The sequence below is a fragment of the Paenibacillus sp. GCM10012306 genome (assembly GCF_042649265.1).
In the GTDB taxonomy this organism is placed as follows: domain Bacteria; phylum Bacillota; class Bacilli; order Paenibacillales; family Paenibacillaceae; genus Paenibacillus_AQ.
Map to the genome: position 1 here is coordinate 140,835 of NZ_JBHRYW010000009.1, position 26,023 is coordinate 166,857.

Consider the following 26,023-nt stretch of genomic DNA (forward strand, 5'->3'; position numbering starts at 1 on the left):
CTATTTTAGCGATATCACGATCAGTTGTAGAAATAGAAGGAAAACCTCCTGCTAAAATGCGCTTACGGCCCTATATGGGGCTGTGTAGGTAGCATTAGCGGGAGGTTTTCCAGTTTACGATTAAACCATCATTTTCTTAAGACTGTGAATATAGCGTGATTTCACGATGAGGAAGAATACACTTTGCAGCACGAGATAGGCGGCGAAAGTGACCAGGACAGGCTCAACGACATTTACGATCCCCATTTGCCCGAGAATGGGACTGATCACGACCAGGCTTTGAATGGCTGAGATGAAGATAGGAATATAGAACAAGATAGCGATCTGCTTGGTTGCAACTGCAGCCATCTCTCCAGTACTTAGTCCAATTTTAGATAGCGCACGGTACATGCGGATATCCGCAGCTAACTCGCTGTGCAGTTTGAAGTACAGGAAACTGGCGGATGCAACCGAGAAGATCAGCGCGACAAAGATGCTGACGAAGCTGATCATAGCTGTGCTTTGCTTCAGTAATAAGTAACTTTCTGCACGAGAGTTTAGGTAGGAAGTCAACCTTCCACTGTTATTGTCCCGATTTGCGGCTTCAATCTGGTAAAGCTTCGCCCCAATTATAGCATCCTGACTGTTTGCTGTAGGCAGAGACTCCTTATCCCAAGCTGGTACCTTGTAGAGATACTCTATATAGGGTTTGATTGTCTTTCCAGTCTTGGCTGATTTTGCGGCCTGAATCGTTTCTAGCCTAGATTCTGGGATAATAATGATAGGAATACCTTTATTAAGGAAATCCGCTTGGTCTGAAATAATGATCTTTTTAACGGCAAGCGTCTCTGTCGGATGTTCTTCCATAGTGATTCCGCCCTCGCGGATATAATTTGAGGCGATGTTATCCTTACTGGCGATCAGAGCAGCCTCATTGGGCCCCAGGTTATCTATTGCGGGGAATCCAAGTACCTTCACAAGCTCCTTATATTGCGACAAACCCAGCAAATAAAGTGTTTTGGGCCTACCTCCATCCCCGCGAGAATTGGCCAACGTGGCATATAGTGTATCGATTCTCGTCTCTGTATAAGCTACGCCTGCGGCCTTTAGCTCACGATGAATCTCACTCCGGTCAGGTTCGGCGGAAGAAGTCTCGTAGAAGGTCTTGGTCACGGCAAAAGGATTGCCGAAATACATATCTCTTCCAGCCTGGTTGATCGACAGAACGACGCCTGCACCCATGCTGGCGAGTGCAGTAACCACAGTAATCAGGAAGAGCATCCGCGAATTATCGCGCAGTTTGTAGCTCATCTCTGAAACCCAGAGTAGCCGCGTGCCGCGCCAGGTTGACTTCCGGCTGCGCTGGAGCAGGCGCATGAACAGTACGGACAGCTGTGAGTAGAAAAAATACGTTCCAGCGATTCCCGTCACGGCGGCAAGAATAATGGTCACAGGGTTCAGTTCTATGCGCAGCGCGAAAAATCCGGTCGTGAGCAGTGCGGCGCCAAACAGAGACAATAGAATAGAGGCTTTAGGCGGTTTCTTAGGTTTCGCGTTGCCTTGCAACAGCTCCAACACTCTGTTTTTGCGGATAAACAGCAGAGTGAAGATCGAGATCACCAAGAACAAAGTGATAAAGGAAGCCGCTGTGATCAGCATAGGCTTGAGAGGCAGGTAGAACGGAAGCCCATCAATGCCGATGATCTTGGTGCTGAGCAGCAGAAAGAACTTGGAGAGCAGCATGCCGCCTCCAATTCCCGTGACAATCGCGAGCAGGCCAATCAGCATATTTTCCAGAAAAACCAGCTTGTTGATCTGCCCCGGACGTGCACCGAGAATACTTAAAAGCCCGAATTCCATATTCCGCGATTTAAGGAATGTTCCAATGGAGTACATGACGAAGAAAAAGGCGAACACATATACAATAGACGCGGCCACCTTCATACTGATTGCTGCACTCGGTCCCATGGAATTATTGGCTACATCGGGATGATAAATGAAGACGGTATATGCAAAAAAGACCATGACCATAAAGGCGCTGCTTAGAAAATAAGCGATGTATGCCCTGGAGTTGCGCCGGACATTATTAAACGCGAATTGAGGAAAGTTCATGGCTATTCCCTCCCCAGAATGAAAGTGTGTCAATGATCTTCTGGAAGAACGCCTGCCGGTTGTCTCCCCGGTGAATCTCGGCTGCAAGCTTCCCGTCCTTAATGAAGACGATCCGGTTGCAATAGCTTGCTGCCAGCGGATCATGGGTCACGAGCATCAGGGTGGCACCGTCCTTGCGGTTGATCTCTTCCAGGGATTCCATCACAATGCGGGAGGAATTGGAATCCAGCGCCCCGGTTGGCTCGTCGGCCAGGATAATCGCGGGTGAGGTGATGATGGCGCGGGCGATGGCAGTCCGTTGTCGCTGTCCGCCTGAGATTTCATAGGTGCGCTTGTTCAGAATACCCGTAATATTAAGCTGTCCAGCCACCTTGCGCAGCAAGGATTCCATTTCACTGAGCTTACGGTTATCCAGGGTTAGCGGCAGCACGATATTCTCCGCTACGGTCAACGTTTCCAGCAGATTAAAGTCCTGAAAGACGAAGCCGAGCTGTCTACGGCGAAAATGGGCGAGCTCCTTCTTATTCATCCGATAAGGATTGCTGCCATTGATGTTCACTTCGCCCGAAGTGGGCTGGTCAATGGTGGAGACCATATTCAGCAAGGTGGTTTTACCACTGCCGGACGGGCCCATGATACCAACAAATTCACCGCTTTCGATGCTGAGATGGATATCGGTCAGCGCCTGGGTGAGCACTTTGCCGGGATATACTTTATTAAGAGCTTTAACTTCCAATACGTTCATGACGTTTCATTCCTTTCCTGTCTGAAGCGTTATTGTCGCCCTTGCCGTTTAAAGGGGCAAAAGGTATGACTTCCTGCTATCAATGTACAGGATGGGGCGAGCGTGCGCTATGGAATTACCTTAACATAACCTTACAGATCCTTTAAGGTTATGTTCGTGTCGCTAACAGGGCCTTCTATGGTGGGCGAGCTCGATGTGCTGCTGTATTATTCCCTGCTCCAGATTCCTTATTCTGGATTTGGGTCTGTATATGGGGCACTTGAACTTTGTATCGAGTGTTATAAAAAAGAGGTCATTCGTAAAAACCGCAAATGGCTTTTACGAATGACCCTTAGGGGCTTACTGTCTTTGGGCAGTGCCACTGAAAATGATCTGTACGGTGGTTCCTTCTTGGGGTCTGGACTCCAGCTTCACCTGGTGTCCCAGCCGGGCGCAGATCTCGCGGACGAGATACAGACCCATACCAGTGGATTCATGGTATTGGCGTCCCCGTTCACCCGTGAAGTAAGGATTGAATACCCGTTTCAGGTCTTCCGGGGATATGCCGATACCCTGGTCCGAGATCTTCAGGACCGTATTCAGGCCCTGACGCTCCGCCGTGATCGTCACCGTTTTACCGGAGCCGGCGGTGTAATTAACGGCATTGGTCAGTAACTGACTCAGCATGAACATCAACCATTTGGCATCGCTGTACACCGAGAGATCCGGGTCTACCCGAATCTCGGCATGAATGCCCCGCCGAATGAAGAGCCGGCGGTTCTCGGATACCGCCGCGCTCACCGTCTGGCGCAGAAGCAGAGCTTCGACCTGAAAATCTTCTTCGAAACGGTCCAGCCTAGAACTGTAGATGACCATCTCCAGCCCTTTGCGGAGCCGTTCCACCTCTTCCTGGATACTGGCAGCGGCATCGTCCTCCAGGTCCTGGAGCGTGAGCTGGATCACGGATAGGGGCGTCTTCATCTGGTGAACCCAGCGGTTCATGAATACGATATGCTGATCCATTCGCGTGACATGACTGTTCAACTGCTCCTGATATTGGCGATCGATTCCCTGCATCAGTTCATGCACCGCCTCCGGCAGCGGAGAGTCGCCAAGCGGTTCAAGATAATCCTTAGGTGAAGGCTCCTGCTGCAGACTCAGTATGGCATATAGCCGGCGGTGCTGGACATAACGGTAGCACAGATAGAGCAGGAGGATGACACTGCTAATCAGTATCCCGTACAGCACAATCGAGAACGGCCTGTTCTCCCCGGATATCCAGTACAGCACAGGGACTAGCAGCATTTGGAGCAGATAGAACAGCAGCAAGGGGAGTTGATTCTTCCAGAACAGCTTCATAGGCTGCCGCCCACAAGACTGAGGCGGTAGCCCGCGCCCCGCACAGTTTCCACGATTGTCTCCAGCCCCAGCTCCTTGAGCTTTTTCCGGACCCGGGTAATATATACGTTCAGGGTGTTGTCATCAATGAAATGCTGGTCCTCCCACATGAGATCCAGCAGGCGTTCCCGACTGACGACACGTCCTTCCTTAAGCATGAGTGCTTCTAGAAGCACAGCTTCCTTCTGAGTCAGTTCGGCGGTTCCCCCGGCATACTGCACGACATAACGCTCTGGATAAAGGATCAGTCCTCCCGACCGCAGTGTACGCTCCTCCTGGATCTGCGCATAGGAGCCATAGGCCCTGCGCAGGTGGCTGCGGATTTTGGCCAGGACCACCTCGTAGTGAAAGGGCTTCGTAATATAATCGTCACCGCCGTTCTCCAGCGCCATGACCTGATCCATTCCACTGTCTCGGGCGGAGATGAAGAGAATGGGGCAGAGAGAGGACTTGCGGATTTGGCGGCACCAGTAGAACCCGTCATATCGCGGCAGATTGACGTCCAGGAGCACGAGATCAGCAGCGCTTTGCTTAAAATCCTCCAGAACACTATTGAAATCGTCTACGATAACGGTCCGGAATTCATATTTGGTAAGATAGGCACTCAGCAGGCTCGCTAGCTTGGCGTCATCCTCAACAATGAAAATTGTCTCCACATTCAAGTCTCCTTTGGTTCAGAGTATAGGCAGCAGTGCAAATTATTGATATTTGACGATCAGGGCATTGCTGATCTGGCGTCCTGGCGAGGTTAAATACTTTCCGTTGTAGAATAGTCCGCTGGAGGCCCCGCCATCCAGATTCATGGCCTGGTAGGCGCCAGCCTGCTTCATAATCTCTGCCATTTGCGGAATGGTAGCGCCGCCTGTGGTCACAAGAATCAGCTTATGATCGCGTGTCAGGCCCAGTGCGCTGCGCGCCCCGCCGCCAGTCAGAATCTTGGGATCGCGGAAGCCCTCAGCCGCCACATTCAGGGATACCTTGCCGTCAACGAGCAGACGCGGGCCAGCCTGAACAGCACCCTCAACTTGTCCGGTGTCGAAGAGAGGTTTGAAATCCAGACCTGCCACAAGTCCGGCCAAGTGGTTCTTATCGTAAGTGAAGACGACTCTGCGGTCGGCCGGGCTGTTTTTAAGTAGCTTGCCATTGCTCACGATATAGCCATAAGGAGCCTTGTATGCTCCTTTGGTATAAGCATCAAAGAAAGTTCCGTTGACAGCAGCAATGGCGCCACTGCGCTTGGCAATACTGTTCAGATCTTCTACTTTCCCGATTGTATTTCCAGCCAGGACCATATCTAATCTGACCTTGGGATGCAGTAGAGAAACGGTAACCGTCTGGATTTGGAAGCTGCGGCTTCCGACCTTAACGCTTTTGGCAGCCGCGACTACCCCCTGGCTCCCCGCAGGAATCAGCGCACCGCTAAGTACAGGCAGGGTGGAAGCTGCATCCCCGCTAGTCACTGTAATGGAAGAGGATGGAGCATCCCATTTCAGCCCCAGTCCCAATGATTTGCTAACCACAGATAGAGGGACATACAATGTTCCGTTATCTGTAAAAGCGCGTTCCGTAGTCGTTGTAGGATTGCCATTTAAGGAGGCTCCGACTTGTCCAGGTACTAATGTGAGGACATTGTCGTCCTTTGTAATTTCAATTTTGTCCCCGGCAGCGCTCCATCCAGCCTTAATTCCATCAAAGCCATTCAGGAAGCGGAGGGGAATGTAAGAATGGTTGCCCTTGTCAACATATACCAGGGTCTTGGGTGCGGGGGTCGCACCGGCGGAATAAGGCACCGAGGTAAGAGCTGGAAGAAGAAGGGCGGCGGTTAAAATCAGTGAACTGCATGTTTTTCTCATGTTCATAATCAGTATGAATCTCCTTTTGTCAGTTGCAGCATCTCATGCCGTCAATTAGGATAATATGGCCCAATTTGCATAATCTTGGGCGCTCTTATCATATAACTGGTCCTCGCAGCCGTCAATTCATACCGCCCCGAACGCAGGTGCAAACGCCTGTATTTTCAGCTTATATAAGACGAAACTAAGATCCGAACGTAAGGCTCTATCGTCACTACGGTGGAATGTTTGGACTTCCGGTCGTTGTTGTCCCCAGATTTCTTCTTTATAACCGCTCCTTGCGGTTGAAATCTGGCGACAAAGACGAGCGCTTCGCTCCTACAGTTCCAAACTTCCCCCTTCGTTCCTCTTCGCTTTTCGTTACTTTCTTTTGTTAGGCTTATATTGAAGAACCGCTTAGAGGGACCGCCATGTGCAACCGCAGCCATCATAGTTTATACTTTAAGTAATCATGGAATATATAAAGCATAAAGGCAGGTAATGCAATGACGACCACAATTGGCTTGATACGGCACGGGAGCACGTTCTGGAATAAGGAAGGCCGGGTCCAGGGCATTACAGATAACCCACTCGATGCGGAGGGGCTGGAGCAAGCAGAAGCGATTGCTGAACGACTCAGTGGAGAGACTTGGGATTATCTCTACTCTAGCGATCTGCTTCGGGCACGACAGACGGCAGAGACCATCAGCCGAAGATTGGGCATGGAAATTGCCGGTCTGGTACCGGGCATGCGCGAGATGGACGGGGGACTTATCGAAGGCACGAATGAACAGGAGCGGGTGGAGCGCTGGGGCAAAGACTGGAAAGCGCTTGATCTCGGACTGGAAAGCCCCGATTTGGCTGAGCAAAGAGGCCGGCAGGCGATCGAAGAACTGGCGGAGAGACACCCAGGCAAGAATGTGCTGATAGTCAGCCACGGCGCCTTGCTGCGCAACACGCTCAGAGGGCTGGTTCCCAGTCTGGATGTTCATGAACTACTTAAGAACACTTCCATTACCCGGGTGGTCAAGAACGATGGCATCTGGAGTTGCGAGCTGTACAACTGTATCGAGCATCTGAGTGACTAGAGTAGCTGTTCACACATTAAGGGGAATTCCTTTGTAAAATCATAAAAATGGCGGTCCGTATATCAATCGCGGACTGCCATTTTTTAATAGGACAACAGCGACCAGAGTCCAAACAACATTCGTCGTAGTGACGACCGATCCTTAAGTTTGTCTTATACAGATACTGTTGCATAAGGTTATCCGTGGTATTCTCATGGCTCAGGTTCACCTGTGTAGCCTCTTTGAAAGGCTTGTTCAGAAAATGTTGAGATAGATTATGTTATACTTAAATATTATTATTCGAAATTTAACATGCAGAATCAATATGCAAAAAAGGTTGTGTGGAGGCAACATGGAAGAAACCCGACAATTTGTACTGGTTGTGTGCTCTATCCTCATTGCTGTGTCGGCCGCCTATGCGTCACTGCGATTGTTTCAAGGTTATGCGGGCAAGTCCCAGAGAGTTCGGGCTATGTATACCGGCATATTCATTATTATCAACGGCTGCGGAATATGGGGGATGCATATCCTGGGACGGGTGCGCAATCCAAATATTAACGAGACTGGACAGGATCTTATCATCTCCTTAGCAGTTTATGTCCTAACTATTGCTTTTCTAATGTTCCTGGGCTCCAGAATTATGCTTGTTATGGTAGAAAGAGACCAGCTCAAGGAGCTGGCCTATAAAGATGCGTTGACAGGACTACTGAACAAGAATGGTATGGACCATTTTTGGGACCACTGCAAGGAAAATGAACAGATTGCGGTGTTGTATATGGATCTGAACCGTTTCAAGTCGATTAATGATAAGCTCGGTCACCATGTAGGTGATTTATTGCTGGAAGCTGTCGGCAGCAAGCTAGCCCAGTTCTCTAGCAAGGGGCGGAGGCATATTTTTCGGATCGGTGGAGATGAGTTCGTCATCATTGCCAAACGTTACAGCCAGAAGGAAGCGGAGCAACTCGCTGTCCGTATTCTGGAGAAGATCGCCAAAAAATATAGCCTGGAGCAGCATAATTTGTTCGTATCAGCCAGTATAGGTATTGCCATGAGTCACGGCAAGGTTAACCACTACCGCCTTCTTAGAGAGGCTGACATCGCCATGTATAATGCGAAGCAACTTGGGACCGGACGTTACTCCGTATATAAACCGACAAGCGACATATCTCATGCTAAGTAGGATAATATCTTATTAGATCATTTATTGTGATACCTCGTTACAAGCTGGTCAGACACCGGGGGTTTGGTAGGAACTGGATGTATCCCTGCGTTCTTTGATCAGCATCAGACAGAGCAGAGCCACCGCCATACTCAAGGCTGCACAGTAGAACAGAACGGAATATCCTAGCAGATCAATTAATAGACCGAGAATTGGTGGAGATCCGACGGCGGCAAGGGAAGATACCAGATAATACATTCCCGTCCGTGTGCCGATGCTTTCCTCTGTTCCTGTAGCAACGAGATAAGGATAAGAGTTGATGTTGATGCAGGCCCAGAAGATGCCCCCCAGCAGTAGCAGTCCCCGCAATATAAGCAGATTCTCTGCCAAACCTACAAGCGCAAACACAGTCATCAGACCGCATACGCCGGTTATGATGACTTTTTTCTTGCCGAAGACACTGCCCAGCCAGCCGCTGGGAATGGCGAAGAGCACAAAAGCCAGCGAGAAGAAGGTGAGCGAGAAGGACGCTGCCTTTTCACTAAGGCCAAGATGATGTTTGCCATACAGCGTAAATAACGTTTCAACCCCCTGATAAGCGACAAACCAGAAGAAAATGGCAGCCAGCAGAAATAGGGTGGTCCGGTCCAATTGACTTTTGAACGAGATCCTGGAGAGCTTGGAGGGGAGCGCTGCAGAGTTGGGCAAGGAGGGCGTAGCTTCAGCGGATAGTGGTGCTGGCTCATTCACCCGGTCCCGTTGCTCATTAATAAAGCGTGACACGATTAGCAGACATAACAGTGTGATAAGTCCGGCAGCGATGAAGGGAAGTACAGGGCTGGAGTCATAAAGAACAGAGCCCACGCCAAAAGCCAGGATGGAGCCGATTCCGCCCATGAAGTTGATTAGTCCGTTCGCCCTTGTCCGCTGGCTATCAGGCGTAATATCGGGCATCAGCGCCACAGTGGGCGAACGGAACAGGCTCATCGCCAGATTCATGAGCATCATGAAGAGTAGCAAGGTGAATAGTCCGGTGTGGAACGGAATCAGCATCGTCAGTACAGCGGCCAGGGGCATACCGATCAGAAGATAAGGCATTCTGCGCCCATAACGGGTCACTGTCCGGTCGCTGCGATTGCCGATCCACGGCTGCAGGAACAGTGCAAAGTAATTATCAATGGTCATCATAAAGCTGATCAGGGCAACACTGTGCACATACTTTTCCAGGAAAAATGGAACAAACGCATTATACAAGCTCCATGTAATGCTGATGCTGAAAAAGCCGAAGCCGAGCAGCCAGACCTTTTTCACCGTGTCACACTCCTTTGGCAGCCAGCAGCTCGGCCAGAATGTCAGGATGGTCTGTAATAATGCCTGCTACACCTGCATCGATCAGGTACTTCATCCGCTCGGGATCATTAACGGTGAATGGATGGTAGACGACACCACGTGCCGCAGCTTCCGATACGAATTCTGGAAGTAACGCGTAGTGGTAGGCGTGCAGAGCAGTAGCACCAAGGCTGGCGGCATAATCCCACGGACGGTACAGGCCCTCCATGTATAGAATGCCCGTGCGGATCTCCGGTGCCAAGGAATGGAAATAAGCAAGAGAGTAATGATTAAAGCTGGAAATGACAACCTGATCGCTCATGCCCCATTCACGGACAGCGGCTATAACTTTCTCCTCTAAGCCAGGGTACAGGCACTCTCCGTTCTTAAGCTCAATATTGAGAATGATATCGGTCTCGTGGAGCAGTTCCAGAAGGTCTTCCAGCAGCGGCAGAGGCTCCCCTGCAAAGTCTGTGCCGAACCAGGAGCCAGCATCGAGGCTGAGCAACTCGCGCAGTGTATGATCCTTCACGGCACCGGTGCCGTTCGTGGTACGATCCAGCGTTTCATCATGAATCAGAATCAGTGCGCCATCCTTGGACATTTGAACGTCTGTTTCGATTCCGGTCGCTCCGAGCTCCAGACTCTTGCGGAAGGCCGCCATGGTGTTCTCCGGGCAGACGGCGGATGCGCCGCGGTGGGCAAAGTTGATAATTGAAGTCATCGGTATGCTGTCCCTCCAATGGTTTATTTAATGTGCCTGATCAGTCAGGCTATCCTCATTCTATTTCCACATGCAGCAAAGAAACCCTGTCCGAAAAATTCGGCAGGGTTCCAATATCGCAAATTTAACGCAGGCATTACATTCCCTTGTTGTTTTTCAGCCATTTCAGCAGAGTAGCCACACTTTCTTCGGGGGATTGCTCTGCCGTGTGCAAGGTTAGCTCCGGATGTTCCGGGACCTCATAGGGATCAGTGATGCCTGTGAACAAGGGGATATCGCCACGGCGCGCCTTGGCGTATAGTCCCTTGACATCCCGTTCCTCGCATACCTGTAAAGGACAGTCTACATAGATCTCGGCGAAGCCTGACAGGGTCTGCCGGGCGTATTCCCGCATCTCGCGGTAAGGGCTGATCACAGATACGATTGTGATTACGCCATGACGGTTAAGCAGTCCTGCAAGATAGGCGGCGCGGCGGATATTCTCGAATCGATCTTCGCGGCTGAAGCCCAGACCCTTGCAGACATGCTGCCGGAGGTCATCGCCATCCAGCCATTCTACAGGTCGACCCAGTTCTGCTAAAGCTGCTGTCAGTCCGGAGGCAATCGTTGATTTGCCAGCGCCGGACAAGCCAGTCAGCCACACCGTAAATCCGGTATTCTTATTCTCATTCATAGTCTCATATCTCCGTAAGGGATTCGCTCCAATAGCCCGGAGCCATAGATTTCCTGCAGCTCCAGATGGGGCATATGGATATAGCCGATATAGCAGTCGCAAACGTTCATTCGGCAAGCCCGCTTGGCCGAGAGACCTTCCAGTCCGTCCCGGTACAGGTTGCCGATTACACCCCGGTCTTTGTAGCAGCGTTTCACCAGCCCGGCTCCCTGAACGTAGAAGACGGTGCTGCCAGCGCTGCAGAATTTACCGAGGCTTTCATAATCTGTTGCATTAATTTCGAAGTGTGGATCTAGCGATCGCAAATAGGCTAGGTCTTCCACCGTGTAATAATTCGGGCGATCTTTGTAGGCATTGATCCACAGGTATACATCCTCAGGCAGTGAGGTGCGAAGCGAAGCTATAGCGGCAAAGGCGCTGCGGACGCCCACGCTTCCCACACTGAACGGAATCCCGCTTCGGTACAAGGTCATGCACTGCGCAAGAAAGCGCTCCTCCTCTACCTGTCCGGGATGGTAGGTCGCCCAGAACGCAACTTTGGCCGGATCCAGCGCGGCGGTGAAATCCAGTCTGGCTGACAGGTTGGTCTGAATCGCCACTTTATCGACATGTTCCATGCCCGCAAGGGTTGTGATGGCGTCCTTATACCAGCGGTGAGTCAGGCCTTCTCCGTACGGGTTGAAGAAGATGGAAAGCCGGTGACCGGCCGCTCCCTGATCGCCCACCCATTGTACGAACCGTTCGACGCCCTCGCGGTCTTTGGCGAGTGTAGCGGCGCTATCTCGTGTTTTGCCGAAGGGGCAGTAAGGGCAGTCATAGTTACAGGAGGTGAGGGTCCCGCGGTAATAGAGCACTGCCTTCATGGGAGGACGAACCTTTCCATACGCTCCCGAATACTGGATGAAATAAACCAGTCGCCGATAGAGTCGGAGTAGCCAAGGGCTTCACCGGTCAGGCGCAGCACATCGTTCTCTACGAGGCCGAAGCCGGAGTCGGTAAGCAGGGCTAGCTCAGGAAAGTCACTCCACAACAGGGTGCCGAAACGTTCTGCATAATGGGACAGCTTCAATCCCTCGCTATGCAGGATGGCTTTCAGGATAAAGCGGCGCTTCTGTTCCTCCGGCTCCAGCACAATCCCGTAATCGGCGGTATCATAACGCTCTGCCGCCACATAATCGGCAATGATGCTCTCCGTAGCCTTGCGGCTGACCCCGTAACGGGAGGCATAGTGTACGCCCCGGGTATAGGAGCGCGCTCCGCAGCCCAGTCCCACCATCCCTTCCTCCTGGCAGCTGTAGTCAATGAGCGGCTTGTGGCTTCCGGCTGTCTCCTTGGCGAAGCGGCGCATGGAATACTGGCGGTACCCATGACGCTCAAGCAATTCCCGGGCGGCGTTATAGCACTGAAGTCGGATATCCTCCTGCCGCTCCAGATCGCCGGGCTTCACAATCGTATGCTCGCGGGTGTAGAGGGGGTAGATGAAGATCTCACCTGGATTATAAGACAGGGCTTGGTTCAGCGAATACAGCCAAGTCTCTACCGTCTGACCTGGAAGTCCATAGATCAGATCGAGATTCAGAATTGGAAAATCATATTGTCCCAGTAGTTCCAACGCCCGATAGACCACATCAGGGTCCTGCGGCCGGTAAATCGCTGCTGACTCTGACGCGACGAAGCTTTGAATGCCCATGCTGACCCGGTCTACGGTTGCTTCTTTCAGAATCTCCAGTTTTTCTACGGTAAGGGTCTCTGGCGAAGTTTCTACCGAGATCGAGACCTTGTCTGTTGCGAGCCCCATGACGTCCGTAGCAATGCCGAACAGGCGACGGAGCTGATCCGGGGCCAGCAAGGTTGGGGTGCCGCCGCCAATCGCAAACCGGGCATACGGTTTATGGGCGGTGAACGTTGCCCACTGCCGGGCTTGTCGCTCCAGAGCATCCACATAGCGGGCGTGCACATCGGCCCGCTTGTCGGGTAATGTGAACAGATTGCAGAACCCGCAGCGGGCACCGCAGAACGGGATATGCATGTACAGAAAGAATGATTCCGCAGGTTCGTCACGCCATAATTCATTCAATGGCAGTGGCGGCTCCAGATCGCGGTAAGCCGTTTTATGCGGATAGGAATATAGATACGAACGATAAGGATTTGCGGCAATGCCGCTTTTCCATTGCAGAAGCTCCTCCGAAGAGGGGGACGAGTTAACGTCGCCATGGAGCAACCGGGGATGATACGATGACGCCATAGACTGTTCTCCATCCTTTCGGAATCTGTTTAGTATTATAAAATAAATTCGCGGTATGGAACATTCCATACCGTCTCATGCGCGAGCCGGTGGCCCTGGTAGCCGTCTTCGCCATAGGCTGTACCATGATCGGAGAAGGCCAGGCAGAATACCGGATTACCGCGTTCGCGGAAGCCCTGGAACAAACGGCCGAGTTCTCCATCGACGTAGCGGAGTGCAGCGCGCTGGCTGTCGACAGAGTCTTTTTTGGCTCCAGGCAGGAAATAATGGTTCGGCCCGTGGATCGCGGATACGTTCATGAAGAGAAATAACCGCTGTGACCGATCTACTGTGTCCATAATTTTAAGGGCATGATTCACCTGATGCTCCGTGGAGCGTGGGTTGGTCACACCGAAGTTCATGCGCCAGTAGCTTTGTTGAAAATAGCCGGGAAGCACCCGGGCGAGCGGGTTCTTCTTGGTGAAAAAAATAACGCCCCCGATGCAAACCGTGCGGTACCCCTCAGCGGCCAGTCCGGAGACGATATCCGGTGTATCGAACAGCCAGGTGTGGGGATGGGTCTTCATCCCGGTGTTCTTGGAATGGAACATACGGATATGTTCCGATTTGTCCGTTGTTGCAGGTGTTGGCAGGAAGCCGCCGAAAAATGCGTGATGAGCCGCATAAGTAAAGCTTCCCGGCGTATGTCGCTTCTCCCATGACCCGGTTCCGCACAGGTTGGGACAATTCTCTTCCTCCAGAACGGCAACATCATAACGAAGGGTGTCGAGTGTAATCATTAGGATGTCATGGGTGCCAACAATGGTGTTCATATCTATCATGATGATCCGTCCTTTATAAGCGGTGTTTGGAAAAGGGGAAACTGGCCTTTGTCAGCCAGCCTCTTCATTTCCCATTCATAGGTGCCGTAGCCTTGGTACTCCACATCATACAACAGATCGCCAAACGGATTAACGTCTGCAATATACGTGCGCTGCGGGCTGCCTGATACGAGCACATCCATCCCTGCGATCCCGGAGTTAGGAAAAGCAGCAAGTGCCTGCCTAGCAGTCTCTCGTACTTGCTCCAGCATCTCTCCAGATAGTCCGGCTTCTGCTGGCGTCATCCGCTGGCTGCGCAGATGCAGATTCGTGATCGGCGTTGTGCTGCAGCGGGCCACGGCATGGCAGGCCTCTCCGAAGACGACAAGCTGGCGGATATCGAAGGATCGTCCGCCGTGATTAGCCTTGGGCACCCACTGTTCGGCATAGGCACCGTGCCGATAGAGCCAATTGATAATGGCTTCGATGGTCTTCCGGTCGGTATAGCGACGCAGCTTCCCGGAATTATAATAAATCGGAGGACGAGTGATGAAAGACTCTACCCCAACGGTTGTTATCGCCAGCTCGGCCCCTGTGGAAGGGTTCACCTGATAGGCGATTACGCCGGAAGCCGCAGAGCCGCAGGCCAGCTTGATGAACACACGGTGCATTCGCTCTGCGCTCATCTTCTCACGGAGTGTGGCATAGTCCACAGGGGGCTGGGCGCCACCGAGCGGGCGCGGCACAGGAACTCCCGCTGCCGCGAGAATTCGCTGTGTCTCCCGCTTGTCGGTCATGGCGACGATCTCCGCTGGATCATTAAGCCATTCCGCGCCGGTCCAGGCCTCCGCCGCCTCGCGCTTCAACCTTCCCAGCAGCCGGCAGTAGCCGCGGAACCACTGGGAAGGATGGTGCAGCACGCCTGGCATATCCTGTAGCCGGAGTGCTGCTTTGACGCTGAGCGGCAGCGGGCCAAGCAGTCGCCGCTCAGTGCTCTGTGGCAGCGGGCCAAGCGGCCGCCGCTCATCGCTCTGCGGCAGCGAGCCGAGTTGTCGCTGCTCAGTGTTCTGTGGCAGCGAGCCGTGCTGCTGCCGCTCCGTGCCCGGATACAGCACATCGCTGGTATCCGGGGCGTCCGGCGCGCCCAGGGCAATCAGGGCGCGCTCGCTCTCGAAGCTGCCGCCCGGCGAGTCCAGCCGCAGCAGCGGGGAAACGCTGCCCCTGGCAGCAGCGTCAGCCATTCCTGGCTGCTGCTCTGCCAGCAGCTCAGCTATATGCCGGCCCTGAAGCAGTCCGGCATAGGGCAGAATGATGGCAGGCGGGAGGCCAATCCTCTCCCTGGCCTGCCGGATGCCATCTGTCCGCCGGTCGCCAGGATGGCCGATGACGATCAGCGGCTGCATCTCTGCGTTACTCCGTGATGGACGGATAACGCCAGTCCTCGTCATCATCGCTTTGCTGCTGGTCGCTGACATCGACAGGCAGTCCGCTCTGCTGCCAGCGGGCTACCATTTCATTAGACATATAATGATAGCTAAGATTCAGCGCTTTTAATTTCTTGATTTCTTCACTGGCGAGCAGTGCTTCAGCACCGGTATCGCTTAAAGTGCCAAGGGAGAGATCGAGTGTGTCGAGCTGATCCAGAATTGGAGCATCTGCGATCGCTGCTGCGATCTCGTCCTGAATCTCGCTATTTTTCAGCCCTAGATAGTTGAGTTTGGGAAATTTGCCGGGTTCAATCAGTGGGAGAATATCCTCCAGACTGCCGTCAAATCCGTATTCATCTACACCGAGGTACAGCTCCAGCTTGCGTAGATTCGGCAGACTGCTGCCGGCAATTTGCGCAAGAACATCTTTGCCTAGGCCGCCACAGATGATTCTCAGTTCCTCCAGCTTGTCATGCTTCAGATGGCTCAGGCTGAGATCATTCGAGCCTTGAATAGTGAAGGATTGCAGCTCCGGAAAGGCAGTGAGCAGCGGAGACAGATCACTTTGGGTAATCCACGAAATCTCGCATTCCTCAGAGTCCATCTCGCCGATGAACAGCTTACGAAGCAGCGGGAAGCTTGCACTGTGCTGGACCAGGGCTTCTACCACCTCTTCCGAGCTGTTCTCATAGGTCTGTCCCCAGTCGCCAATAATTAGGCTGCTCAGTGCTGCACTTTCAGCGCTCTGACTGAGCTTTTCAATCTCTTCACCAATCCGCTTACCCTCTTCGAATTCGTCGTAGCCAATCGTAAGCTTCACTTCAGTCATGATGTTCCCTCCCGGAAAAAGTTTTACTTCGAAACTACCCTATCATTTGGTGAAAGGGGAGTCAAATGACCAAAGACCCAGCTATGCGGCCTGCGGATCATCCGTTTTATCTTCATGAATAAGCGGCAAGCCCCAATTCCCGGAGCTTGCCGCTTATTCAAAAAGTAATGCTTCGTTATTGCTTTTTGTAGTACAACACAGTGGTGTGCAGTTGTCCATCCCCGGAGCGGGCAAAATACGGGATTCGGCCCGCCTCGATAAAACCGCGCGACTGATAGAGCAGATTGGAAGGATCCCCCTCACGGGTATCCAGTGTCAATAGCTCGCGGCCTTCTGCAGCAGCTGCAGCCTCGGCCGTATCCATGAGCCGCCCGGCGATGCCTTTTCTGCGATGATCCGGATGCACCATTAGTTTAGCGATCTCCGCCCGGTGGAGCGCATTGGCTTTTCTGGCTAGCTGCAACTGAATCGTGCCCGTAATGGCGTCTCCTTCCCAAGCAATCCAGAGCAAGACACCAGGACCCGGAACGCTCCTCCAGTAGTCCAAGGCTTCGGCTTTGTCTAATGGCGGGAGGAAGCCGATGGAGGCTCCGTCATCCACAACACGGATTAGCATTTCACTTAACCCAAGTTCCATTTCCGGAGTTAATGAATCCACTAGTGTAATTACAGGTTCGGTGCTCATGTGCGACCATCCTTTCAATATTACGATGATGAAGTATACCTATTGTTATTATACTTATGTTAACTATATTTACAAATGAAAATCAAAAGTAGAGTTTATGATGTTATATTTATGTAATATATAAACTTTTAAGAAGGTTGTTCACCTAATTAAGTCCTTATTTGTAGGGGAATTGTAAATTTCCTGTGGAACGCAGTACAATGAATGTAGATTAACGTCACTTATAGAGAAATGAATAAAGCCATATAAGAGGTTTTCATCAAGAAGACATGGTTAGGGGGAAGAGTGACTATGCTATTGGAAGTGATTGCGACAACTTTAGGGGATGCTGTGACAGCCGAGCGTCATGGTGCTGACCGCATTGAATTGATTGCAGGCATCGCTGAAGGCGGATTAACGCCAAGTCTTGGCCTAATTGAGCAGGTGCGGGCGGCTGTGAATATCCCGGTCCGGGTGATGATTCGTCCGCATGCCCGCTCTTTTGTATATGATGAATCCGAGCTAAGAGTAATGCGCAGGGATATCCGTCATATATCATCGCTTGGAGGGCTGTCTCTGGTGTTGGGGGTGTTATGTCCGGATGGTACTATTGATGAGCGGGCGCTGGTTTCGCTTCTGGAGGAAGCTCCTGGCGTGCCAGTTACCTTCCACCGGGCGTTTGATGAAGTGGCTGACCAGTTGGAGGCCCTGGAGGTGCTGCTCAGATATCCGCAGATTACGGATATTCTGACATCTGGCGGCCGCCGGACGGCCCCGGAAGGGGCAGAGCGGTTGGCCGTTCTGGAGCGGCTGACCGCCGGGAAGCCACTGCGTATTCTGGCTGGCAGCGGCTTGACTGCAAGTGGCCTAAGCGATTTTGTGCGCGACACGGGCGTGCGTCGCTTGCATTTTGGCTCCGCCGTTCGGAAGAACGGTGACCCGCTGCGCCCTGTGGAAGCGGCGCGGGTCACTGAGATCCGCAGGATTCTCGGGTCATTGAAGTAATCGTCCTACTGGAGCAGGAGTTGGTTCTTGCAACAGCTTGGGGAGCCATGTCAGCAGCCTCTCCCGGGTCAGGGCATCGCCGGCGTTCCACTTAGCCCCGTCCAGCAAGTAGACGAGACCGTTTTGCACAGCCGGCAGGCTTGCCCACTCGGAACTGCGCAGTAGCTCCTCCATGGCCACTCGGGAATCCTCGTGTTCGGGGATGAGCATGAAGATGCGGTCGCCTGTGTAGGCAGCAAGGTCGACGGCTTCAATCTCGCCGAAGCCGAGATCCTGGTCCAGAATCTCTTCTCTGATTCTATCCACAGGCATAAAGCCCCCTAGCGCATAGAGCGCCGGGGCTAAACCGGAGCGTCCCATGGCAAACAGGCGGTTTCCATGGGCGTGAATCAGAACAGACGCCGTTTCACCCGGCATTACTAGTTCTTCAGCATGCAGGCGCTGCCATAAGGCAGCGTTTTTTGTGCTGAAGCTATCCAACCAGGCTGCGGCTTCGCTTTCTTTACCTAGCCAGCTCCCCAGCAGATGAAGCCGCTCCTCCAATGGGGCGAATGTATCGAAGGCCAGCGTCGGCGCAATGGCGGAGATGCGGCTGTACTCTTGATCATTGGCATTAGCTAGAATGATCAGATCGGGACTAAGGGAGTCGGCGGCTTCGGCATCCATTGGAAAGCCAACATTGACCAGCTTTTTCAGCCGGTGCTTGTAGACCCGGTTCCAGGAGAAGGCCTCTTCTCCGCCGATAGGCTTAATGCCCAGCGCCAGTAGATCGCCGATCGTCTCGCCGTGATAAATGATGCGTCTCGGTTTGTCGGGAATTTCTACTTCATGTCCAGTCCAGTCCGTTACCCGGCGGGTTGGGCGATGGGAATGAGCGTACTGACCTGGTGCGATTCCTGTTCTTTGCCGGAAGCGGCGATTGAAATAATACTCATCGGCGTAGCCGACCTGGCGGGCAATTTCTCGCAGCGGTTCACCTGAATGGAGCAGCAAGTGCTTGGAATGGTGAATCCGCAGATCCGTGAGATATTCTAATGGCTTACTGCCAGTGAGATTCTGGAAGATAGGGGTGTACTGCCAGATGGACATGCCGGCAATCTCGGACAGCTGCTTCACTGTAATGTTCTCCATATAGCGATCCTGCAAGTAACGTATCGTACGTTCAACAGATTGGGTAGGGCTTTCAATGTCTTCAGAACGGAAATTGTACTCGAACAAGAACAGTAGCAGTCCCTGAAGTTTAAGATTCTGCTTCATACGACTGATCTCATCGGTATACGTACGTTCTGAGTATAATTCCTCCACAAGCCGGATCAGCTTGGAGAATGGATAGGCGACCAGTTCCCGTCGACCTGTCAGTATCCGGCGGGAATAGGCCATAGGTGGCTTGCTTTCACTGGTATAGATGGATGTGAAGCTAACCTCGTAGTAATAGAGCGTAGTCTCGTTGTCGCAGATATGAAGAGACTCCCCAGGGGAGAGTAGTACGCATGCTTCTGTTCTTAGCATCACAGTCTCGCCGCCTGCATGCAGCTCTCCTGTACCGCTGGTAAAGACGAGCAGAGTATACTGCTTAGCAGGTGGTGGCTGGGAGGATGTACCGGCATTTTGCATTCTTAGCTCAACATCCGACAGTTGAAACAGCAAGGAATGCAGCGGGACGGTAGGGGGTGTGGGGTGAAGCATAGGTAGTATCCTCCTTGGTTCAGTGATAATCATTATCAATTATAACTATTGTATATAAAACAAAGAAGCCGATCAACAGATGTTGATCGGCTTCGAATCATTTGCTGCAGCGGCAACTCCGTTTTACTTTTCGGAAATCAGGTTCGGAATCTGCTGGAGGAGCCATTCTCTGGTGGAAGCGTCAGCAGATGTTTGCTCGATATCCTGGAAGTATACATGTCCGTTTTGGACAGCAGGAAGGTTCTTCCACAGCTGGCTGTTAATCAGTTGTTCCGTGGATTTTTTGGCTTCGTCCGCTACCGGATTCAGGATGAAGATACGATCACCAGCGTATTCCTTAAGCAGCTCCATGGATATTTCCTCGAAGCCTTTCTTCTCATCCAGCACCTTCTGGATTAATGGAGTCGGCTTAAAGCCATTCTCTTCATACAACACTTGTGAAAGTCCTGTAGTAGCCATAACGAACAGACGGTCGCCGGGATAATATGTGAAGACCGATGCGGTCTCACCTGGCTTCATCCCGGAAGCCTTAAGCTGTTCCCACATCGCAGCTTCCTTAACCTTGTACTGGGCGACCCAGGCTTCGGCTTCCTTCGTTTTGCCCAGGATTGTTCCGAGCTCCAGCATCCGTTCCTTCAGCGGTGCAAAGGTATCGAAGATGACGGTAGGGGCGATTTTGGACAACGCTTCAAAATCTGCTTCATCCGTAACGGAGTAAATGATCAAGTCGGGCTGCAGATCAAGTGTCTTCTCCAAGCTGATGGGTAAGCCAACATCCTCTACGCCTTGAACCTTATCCTCATAAATTTGGTTCTCATACAATACTTTGGCCGCGCCAATGGCTTGTACACCCAGAGTCAGCAGGTCGCCGTAAGTCTCCCCGAAGAAGACAATTTTCTGCGGGTGATCTGGAATTTCTACCGTATGCCCTCTGTAATCTGTATACGAATGGGTACCGCTAGCTTTAGTGTCAGTATCAGTAGCAGCCTCCGGTGATGAAGCTGGTGTTGTTGCAGTAGTGTTGGTGCTGTTTCCTTTATTATTGCTGGCTTGTGGTTCGTTCTTACTGCTGCAGGCCAACAGCAGCGTGCCCATTAGTACGATCATGCATAATACGGCTATGGATTGCCTAACTGACTTCATTATATTTTTTCCCCCCATATAGATATAAGACCATCACCAATAATGATAATCATTCTCGATAAAAATCATCATAAAGGAATGTGCTTCATGACTCAATGGACAAACCTAAAGCGGACAATTGATTTTGTGCAAAAACAGTGAACATGAACAACGTAAAAATGTTAATAACATATTGATAATAACAAAAGCGCGTGATAATATAATGTTAATAACAAATAATTAATAACAAAATATTTATAACAGGAGGTTTTGTCTATGTTCGGATTCAAATTTGTGAAATTCCAACCCAGTGAATATGTGTTGAAGGTGAAGAACGGCAAAGTCGTCCGAGAAGGAATCGGCCTTTCTTTTCACTATTACGCTCCAACTACCTCAGTTATTGTAGTGCCGGTATCGTCGATAGATGTTCCATTCATGTTCGAGGAAATTACGCATGATTACCAGACCGTAACGGTTCAGGGACAGCTAACCTACCGGATCGTGGACTACAGCAAGACTACACAGATACTCAACTACACCTATAATCTGAAAAAAAATACGTACCTCTCTGACGACCCCGGCAAACTAGCCCAGCGGGTCATCAACATCGCCAAGGTCTTGACGAAGAAGCAGATGGAGCAGCTTCCGCTTAAGGAAGCGATCCAGTCGAGTGAACTTATGGCCCGCAGCATTACACAGGAAATCGCCAGAAATGAAGAGATTGAGAAGTTAGGTATTGAGCTGATGGGGTTGTCGATTCTGGCCATCGTACCGAACAAGGAGACACTGCGGGCGCTGGAAGCGCAGGCCAGAGAAGAAATTCTGCGTGACGCCGACAATGCGCTATACGAGCGGCGCAATGCCTCGATTGACCAGGAGCGACGGGTTAAGGAGAATGAGCTAAGCACCGAGATCGCTGTAGAAACGAAGAAGAAGCAGATCCGGGAGACGCAGCTGGATGCTGAACGTGCGGTGAAGCAGAAACAAAATCAGATGAAGGAAGAACAACTTAGCTTTGATACAGCACTGGAAGAGAAGAAGCAGGAACTGATTGAACTGGCCATCGCGAATAAAAAAGCAGAAGCAGACGCTCGTGCCTACGAACTGTCGGCCATCATGAACTCGCTGCAAAATGTGGCGCCGAATGTGCTGCAGGCCTTGACCCAGGTCGGCATGAATCCGGAGAAGCTGATCGCCGTCGCGTTCCAGGATCTGGCCGGCAACGCTGCCAAGATCGGGCAGCTTAATATTACGCCTGATTTGCTGCAAGGACTGATCGCGAAGCCTGATCGCGTCGCTGCGGCGGCGGGCAGAGGGGCGGGCGGCCGATGAGTGGAGCCAGAGCGGAGAACAAGATTGTTCTGGTTAAGCGCAAGACCCGACTGGAGGAATTGGTCGTCCGCTATAATACGATTCAGCAAGCCCAGTTCTATATCGAGCGGCTGGGGGCAGACTTCAGCGACTATGTGTCAGAAGATTTCAATTATCGGGCAGCCGTAGAACAAGCTGTAATGGAGCTTGGTGCACTGGGGCGGGTGCAGGTGCTGGATCGCCAGCATGTCCCGAATTTTATCTTTGGCGAAGCGGATACAGTGGTGGCCGTCGGGCAGGATGGACTAGTCGCCAATATTCTTAAATATTTGAACGGCCAGCCACTGATCGGGGTCAATCCCGACCCGGGCCGCTGGGACGGGGTGCTCCTGCCTTTTACGGTCAAAGATCTGAGATTGATCATTCCCGACGTATTTCGTGGTAAGCGCCAACTGACAGAGATAACCCTAGCCAAGGTGCAGCTTAACGATGGGCAAAGTCTCTATGGCGTCAACGATCTGTTCATTGGCCGGAATACACACGTGTCCGCCCGTTACCAATTGCAGGTTAACGGAAGAACAGAGCAGCAATCTTCCAGCGGAATCATCGTTTCGACTGGACTTGGCTCGACTGGCTGGCTCAAAAGCGTACTGGCCGGAGCTGCCGGTATAACGAAGAAGGCCGCACAGCTGAAGGGAATGCCTTGGTCGGAAGAAACGGATAGCAGTAGAGTAACTTCAGCCTCAGGAACTCAGAAGCTGCCGGAGGTCCGGCTGCCCTGGGATCATGCCAAGCTGTACTTCACAGTAAGAGAGCCTTTTCCCAGCAGAGCTACTTCTGCTGAGCTGGTCTTTGGACAAATTGCCGAGGAGGAGTCGCTACGCATTACTTCGCAGATGCCAGAGAACGGAGTAATCTTCAGTGACGGTGTAGAGAGTGACTTTCTGGAGTTCAACTCGGGCGTGGAGGCAACGATTAGTCTGGCCGAGAAGAGAGGTCGACTGGTTGTATAGTAGAAGGCGAGATAAAGATCGTTTGGTCAGCAGCTGAAAAAAGGCGGACGGAGACCCGTTCGCCCTTTTTTACAACGTATGCTGTTTATTGATAGCTTCTGTTGTTGTTCTGCATGGAATGGTTCTGCATGGAATTACTCTGCATGGAATGGTTCATGCCGGAACCTGCGTTGTACCCGGGAAGACTCGAATAACCTGAGTTGTTCCCCATGCTGCTGCTTGAATGCATCGGGGAATGCTGTGCTGAATGCATAGGTTGCTGCTGGTTAAACGACGGATTGTAGGACGGGTTGAAGGCTGGATTGAAGTTTGGCATTGAAGTGTTGTAATTGCTAGTCTGTGCACTGTTCTCGAGCTGTCTACAGATCTGGGAGATCTGTTGCATTTGCTGGATGGCTGTTTGATGGCCTTGCAGTGTACTTTGAATCATTTGTGCAGCTTTATGTTCACGCTGGGCAATTTCTTCGAGTCTCACTGCATTTTGTTGCTCCTGCTGAAGCAACTGCTGATAGTTTTGGCTCGCTTGTTGCGTTTGGTTCACAAGTTGCTGAATAATTTGCTCACATTGGTTGATTTGGCTGGAAAGATTTGAATTCAAATGGGTAGCCTCCTTGGCGGTTTCGGTTTATAATGCGCTTTTATTATGACTTGCAGGAATTTGGATTATTCTGTAGTCCTATTATTTACCAGTGGCATGGTGATGGAGTGCTGGGTGGTCATGTTATCGTATTTGGTTCGAGAAAGAAACAGTAGATCCAAGTCGTGGACAGGGATAACGAAATAGGTACAGGTAGGGGTGCAACAATTGCGGCTGATTTTCGTATGTAAATAAAAGTGTTTCACCAGGGAACACTCAAAGACTTGTCGGAGGTGCGTACATGAATTTTTGTTTGACGGAAGGCCGGTTGCGGCTTTCCTTGCAGCGGACCCTTGGGCTTATGCTTGTGCTCGGGCTGCTGTTCACAGCCTGCATAGGGGGCGTGGCGGAAGCATCTGCCAGCTCGGATCTGCTGATTGTGAACAAGAAAACCAACAAGCTGGCGTATTTCAGCGGTGGGAAGCTGGAGAAGACTTTCCCGGTAGCTACAGGCAAGACCAAAGCTTTAACCCCGGAAGGCAGCTTCAAGATTGTTGTCAAAATCCAGAACAGACCCTATTATAAAGATAAGATTCCTGGAGGAGATCCTTCAAATCCGCTGGGTGATCGCTGGCTAGGGCTGGAAGTGAACGGGACGAAAGGCACTACTTATGCGATTCATGGCAATAATAACGAATCATCTATCGGAAAATACGTAAGCGCCGGATGCATCCGCATGCATAATGAAGATATTCGCTGGTTGTATCCACGGATCTCCAAGAATACGACGGTTGTTATTATTTCAACTTCTGCCGATATGGAGAGCATTGCGGTCAATCATGGATACGCTGTGGGGAAAAGCATTGTTCCCGGAACATTCATCGTGGGCGGGGTTTCCACGAAATTGCAAGAACCGTTTGTTGTTGAACAATCCCGGGTCTACGTTCCGTTAAAAGAATTGGTGACTCTGAGCGGAGGGACTATGAATCGTAACGCCGGAACGGGTGAGCTGACTATAGCGATCGGGAACCGCTCGGTAACTCATAAACCATTGTCTGATAGGGCTGTAGTTAATGGTACGACTGTTACCATACTTCCCTCCCGGAATGTGAATGACCGTCTGTTGATTCCATTAAGTAGCGTGCCTGCACTGTTTGGGATAGATGTGAAATGGAACCCGCAACAGCAGTCGGTAACGCTATTGAAATAATAACGAACTCATTTTTTATTATAAATTTACTACTTTGAAAGCAGGATCAATTGACGATGAAGATTATTCCTTATGAAGCACAAGCACATGAACAACTGGTGGAAATTTGGCTGCAGGCCGTCCGCGCCACACACCATTTTTTGACAGAGGAGGACATTCAGTTCTTCCATGGGATGGTGCGTGATGAAGCGTTAACTAGCGTGGAAGTGTGGATGGCAGTAGACGAGGCGGGGCAACCGACAGGCTTTATCGGTCTGGATGGAGCCAAGGTGGAGATGCTGTTCGTGGACCCTAAGGTTCATGGTCAGGGGATTGGCAAGGGATTGTTAAATCAGGCGATCAGCCTGAAGGGTGACAAGCTTGAGGTAGACGTTAATGAGCAGAATCCCGGTGCCTGTGCCTTTTACATTAAATTCGGATTTGTGCAGCAGGGACGTTCAGAGCTGGATCCTTCCGGTAAACCGTTCCCGATTCTCCATTTGAGCCTGTAAAGTACTGACCATACGTTTTATAAAACAAAAAGCCGGGAGCCTTCGTTTACACGAGGACTTGCCGGCTTTTTTTGGCTTCTTTGACGCATATTACACAATTGGCAGGACCTTATATACATGTTTATACACGGTGTCCTTGAAGTGATTAAATTCATCTTCATCTATAGGACGGCCATGACTCATAATCTTCAAAGGTAGGTCATCCTGACCCTCTCGGAGTGGTGGCTGCATATAGTCATACGTATTTAGACAAAAGCCCAAACGTTCATAAAAACCGATTCTTCTACGGGACCATTCATCTGCAGGTGGTTCTACCTCCAGCAGAACTGGTGTTTCCGACTCTGCGATGTAGGCGCGCATGAGCTTGTCCCCTGCACCTTTGCCCCGAGCAGCCGGATCGACGGCAATATGCTCCACAAAGCGGAATTCGGGAAATTCCCACACAGCCATAAAGGCTATAACGTTCCCCTCGTCGTTCTTGTCTGTAATGAGGCGGTAACGTGGATGATTCAGTAGCGCCTCCTGTGCTTCACGCGTTCTGAATTCTGAGATGGGAAATGAAGCCTCCATAATGGTAAAGACCTCTTGGAATGAATGCTGCAAACTACTCAAATTCTCACTCTCCTATGTCTAAGCTGGTTATGAA

The 26,023-nt window shown here is 51.4% G+C and carries 25 protein-coding genes; 7 read left to right on the top strand and 18 right to left on the bottom strand.

Annotated features, from left to right (window positions below):
• Window positions 1-120: 120 nt before the first annotated feature.
• From ACFORK_RS19785 to ACFORK_RS19805, 5 genes are all read right to left on the bottom strand, one after another.
• Window positions 121-2,091, bottom strand: coding sequence for an FtsX-like permease family protein (locus ACFORK_RS19785; RefSeq protein WP_379202125.1), 1,971 nt, complete (start codon window positions 2,089-2,091; stop codon window positions 121-123).
• Window positions 2,066-2,836 carry an ABC transporter ATP-binding protein gene (locus ACFORK_RS19790; protein WP_379202127.1) on the bottom strand — a complete coding sequence of 257 codons (771 nt, stop codon included), beginning with the start codon at window positions 2,834-2,836 and terminating at the stop codon, window positions 2,066-2,068. The genes ACFORK_RS19785 and ACFORK_RS19790 overlap by 26 nt, the downstream gene beginning before the upstream one ends.
• 339 nt (window positions 2,837-3,175) lie before the next feature.
• Window positions 3,176-4,174, bottom strand: coding sequence for a sensor histidine kinase (locus ACFORK_RS19795; protein ID WP_379202129.1), 999 nt, complete (start codon window positions 4,172-4,174; stop codon window positions 3,176-3,178).
• On the bottom strand, window positions 4,171-4,869 hold the full coding sequence (locus tag ACFORK_RS19800; protein WP_379202131.1) for a response regulator transcription factor: 699 nt from the start codon (window positions 4,867-4,869) through the stop codon (window positions 4,171-4,173). Before ACFORK_RS19800 ends, ACFORK_RS19795 begins: the two co-directional genes overlap by 4 nt.
• A gap of 42 nt (window positions 4,870-4,911) precedes the next feature.
• The gene (locus ACFORK_RS19805) at window positions 4,912-6,072 is read right to left on the bottom strand and encodes a phosphodiester glycosidase family protein (RefSeq protein ID WP_379202134.1); all 1,161 of its coding nucleotides are present in this window, start codon (window positions 6,070-6,072) and stop codon (window positions 4,912-4,914) included.
• A gap of 479 nt (window positions 6,073-6,551) precedes the next feature.
• Here ACFORK_RS19805 and ACFORK_RS19810 point away from each other — a divergent pair, with 479 nt between their 5' ends.
• Entirely contained in the window at window positions 6,552-7,133 is a 582-nt protein-coding gene (locus ACFORK_RS19810) for a histidine phosphatase family protein (protein WP_379202136.1), read from the top strand.
• Window positions 7,134-7,464: 331 nt separating this feature from the next.
• Entirely contained in the window at window positions 7,465-8,292 is an 828-nt protein-coding gene (locus tag ACFORK_RS19815; RefSeq protein ID WP_379202138.1) for a diguanylate cyclase domain-containing protein, read from the top strand.
• 48 nt (window positions 8,293-8,340) lie between these two features.
• Here the strand turns inward: ACFORK_RS19815 and ACFORK_RS19820 are convergent, their stop codons facing one another.
• The 9 genes from ACFORK_RS19820 to ACFORK_RS19860 all read right to left on the bottom strand — a co-directional run bounded on the left by ACFORK_RS19820 (window position 8,341) and on the right by ACFORK_RS19860 (window position 16,983).
• Window positions 8,341-9,582 (bottom strand): MFS transporter, encoded by a 1,242-nt coding sequence (locus tag ACFORK_RS19820; RefSeq protein WP_379202140.1) that lies wholly within the window; start codon window positions 9,580-9,582, stop codon window positions 8,341-8,343.
• 4 nt (window positions 9,583-9,586) lie between these two features.
• Window positions 9,587-10,324: a glycerophosphodiester phosphodiesterase gene (locus ACFORK_RS19825; RefSeq protein WP_379202142.1), complete on the bottom strand. Its 738-nt coding sequence runs from the start codon at window positions 10,322-10,324 to the stop codon at window positions 9,587-9,589.
• Between the two features lie 136 nt (window positions 10,325-10,460).
• Window positions 10,461-10,997: an adenylyl-sulfate kinase gene (gene cysC, locus ACFORK_RS19830; protein WP_379202144.1), complete on the bottom strand. Its 537-nt coding sequence runs from the start codon at window positions 10,995-10,997 to the stop codon at window positions 10,461-10,463.
• Entirely contained in the window at window positions 10,994-11,860 is an 867-nt protein-coding gene (locus ACFORK_RS19835) for an STM4011 family radical SAM protein (protein ID WP_379202147.1), read from the bottom strand. Before ACFORK_RS19835 ends, cysC begins: the two co-directional genes overlap by 4 nt.
• Window positions 11,857-13,242, bottom strand: coding sequence for an STM4012 family radical SAM protein (locus tag ACFORK_RS19840; protein ID WP_379202149.1), 1,386 nt, complete (start codon window positions 13,240-13,242; stop codon window positions 11,857-11,859). Before ACFORK_RS19840 ends, ACFORK_RS19835 begins: the two co-directional genes overlap by 4 nt.
• Before the next feature lie 35 nt (window positions 13,243-13,277).
• The gene (locus ACFORK_RS19845) at window positions 13,278-14,063 is read right to left on the bottom strand and encodes an STM4013/SEN3800 family hydrolase (protein ID WP_379202151.1); all 786 of its coding nucleotides are present in this window, start codon (window positions 14,061-14,063) and stop codon (window positions 13,278-13,280) included.
• The gene (locus tag ACFORK_RS19850; protein WP_379202153.1) at window positions 14,060-15,517 is read right to left on the bottom strand and encodes an STM4014 family protein; all 1,458 of its coding nucleotides are present in this window, start codon (window positions 15,515-15,517) and stop codon (window positions 14,060-14,062) included. The genes ACFORK_RS19845 and ACFORK_RS19850 overlap by 4 nt, the downstream gene beginning before the upstream one ends.
• Window positions 15,453-16,298, bottom strand: a complete 846-nt coding sequence (locus ACFORK_RS19855; protein WP_379202155.1) for an STM4015 family protein — start codon at window positions 16,296-16,298, stop codon at window positions 15,453-15,455. Before ACFORK_RS19855 ends, ACFORK_RS19850 begins: the two co-directional genes overlap by 65 nt.
• Before the next feature lie 175 nt (window positions 16,299-16,473).
• Window positions 16,474-16,983 (bottom strand): GNAT family N-acetyltransferase, encoded by a 510-nt coding sequence (locus ACFORK_RS19860; RefSeq protein WP_379202157.1) that lies wholly within the window; start codon window positions 16,981-16,983, stop codon window positions 16,474-16,476.
• A 291-nt stretch (window positions 16,984-17,274) separates the two neighbouring features.
• On the opposite strand from ACFORK_RS19860, the gene ACFORK_RS19865 reads away from it, so the two are divergent.
• Window positions 17,275-17,967, top strand: a complete 693-nt coding sequence (locus tag ACFORK_RS19865; protein WP_379202425.1) for a copper homeostasis protein CutC — start codon at window positions 17,275-17,277, stop codon at window positions 17,965-17,967.
• Here ACFORK_RS19865 and ACFORK_RS19870 read toward each other — a convergent pair.
• Both ACFORK_RS19870 and ACFORK_RS19875 read right to left on the bottom strand, forming a co-directional pair.
• Window positions 17,956-19,653 (bottom strand): helix-turn-helix domain-containing protein, encoded by a 1,698-nt coding sequence (locus ACFORK_RS19870; protein WP_379202159.1) that lies wholly within the window; start codon window positions 19,651-19,653, stop codon window positions 17,956-17,958. The genes ACFORK_RS19865 and ACFORK_RS19870 overlap by 12 nt on opposite strands.
• A 123-nt stretch (window positions 19,654-19,776) precedes the next feature.
• Entirely contained in the window at window positions 19,777-20,796 is a 1,020-nt protein-coding gene (locus ACFORK_RS19875) for an ABC transporter substrate-binding protein (protein ID WP_379202161.1), read from the bottom strand.
• A 255-nt stretch (window positions 20,797-21,051) separates the two neighbouring features.
• On the opposite strand from ACFORK_RS19875, the gene ACFORK_RS19880 reads away from it, so the two are divergent.
• Complete coding sequence (locus tag ACFORK_RS19880; RefSeq protein ID WP_379202163.1) at window positions 21,052-22,107, top strand: SPFH domain-containing protein; 1,056 nt, start codon at window positions 21,052-21,054, stop codon at window positions 22,105-22,107.
• Window positions 22,104-23,099, top strand: a complete 996-nt coding sequence (locus tag ACFORK_RS19885) for a diacylglycerol kinase catalytic domain-containing protein (protein ID WP_379202166.1) — start codon at window positions 22,104-22,106, stop codon at window positions 23,097-23,099. The genes ACFORK_RS19880 and ACFORK_RS19885 overlap by 4 nt, the downstream gene beginning before the upstream one ends.
• Window positions 23,100-23,184: 85 nt before the next feature.
• Here ACFORK_RS19885 and ACFORK_RS19890 read toward each other — a convergent pair whose 3' ends face one another.
• Entirely contained in the window at window positions 23,185-23,697 is a 513-nt protein-coding gene (locus ACFORK_RS19890) for a hypothetical protein (RefSeq protein WP_379202168.1), read from the bottom strand.
• A gap of 280 nt (window positions 23,698-23,977) precedes the next feature.
• On the opposite strand from ACFORK_RS19890, the gene ACFORK_RS19895 reads away from it, so the two are divergent.
• Together ACFORK_RS19895 and ACFORK_RS19900 are read left to right on the top strand one after the other, a co-directional pair.
• Window positions 23,978-24,886, top strand: coding sequence for a L,D-transpeptidase family protein (locus ACFORK_RS19895; RefSeq protein WP_379202170.1), 909 nt, complete (start codon window positions 23,978-23,980; stop codon window positions 24,884-24,886).
• Between the two features lie 50 nt (window positions 24,887-24,936).
• Window positions 24,937-25,377: an acetyltransferase gene (locus ACFORK_RS19900; protein ID WP_379202172.1), complete on the top strand. Its 441-nt coding sequence runs from the start codon at window positions 24,937-24,939 to the stop codon at window positions 25,375-25,377.
• A 90-nt stretch (window positions 25,378-25,467) separates the two neighbouring features.
• On the opposite strand, the gene ACFORK_RS19905 is transcribed toward ACFORK_RS19900, so the two are convergent.
• Window positions 25,468-25,947: a GNAT family N-acetyltransferase gene (locus ACFORK_RS19905; RefSeq protein ID WP_379202427.1), complete on the bottom strand. Its 480-nt coding sequence runs from the start codon at window positions 25,945-25,947 to the stop codon at window positions 25,468-25,470.
• Between the last annotated feature and the right edge of the window lie 76 nt (window positions 25,948-26,023).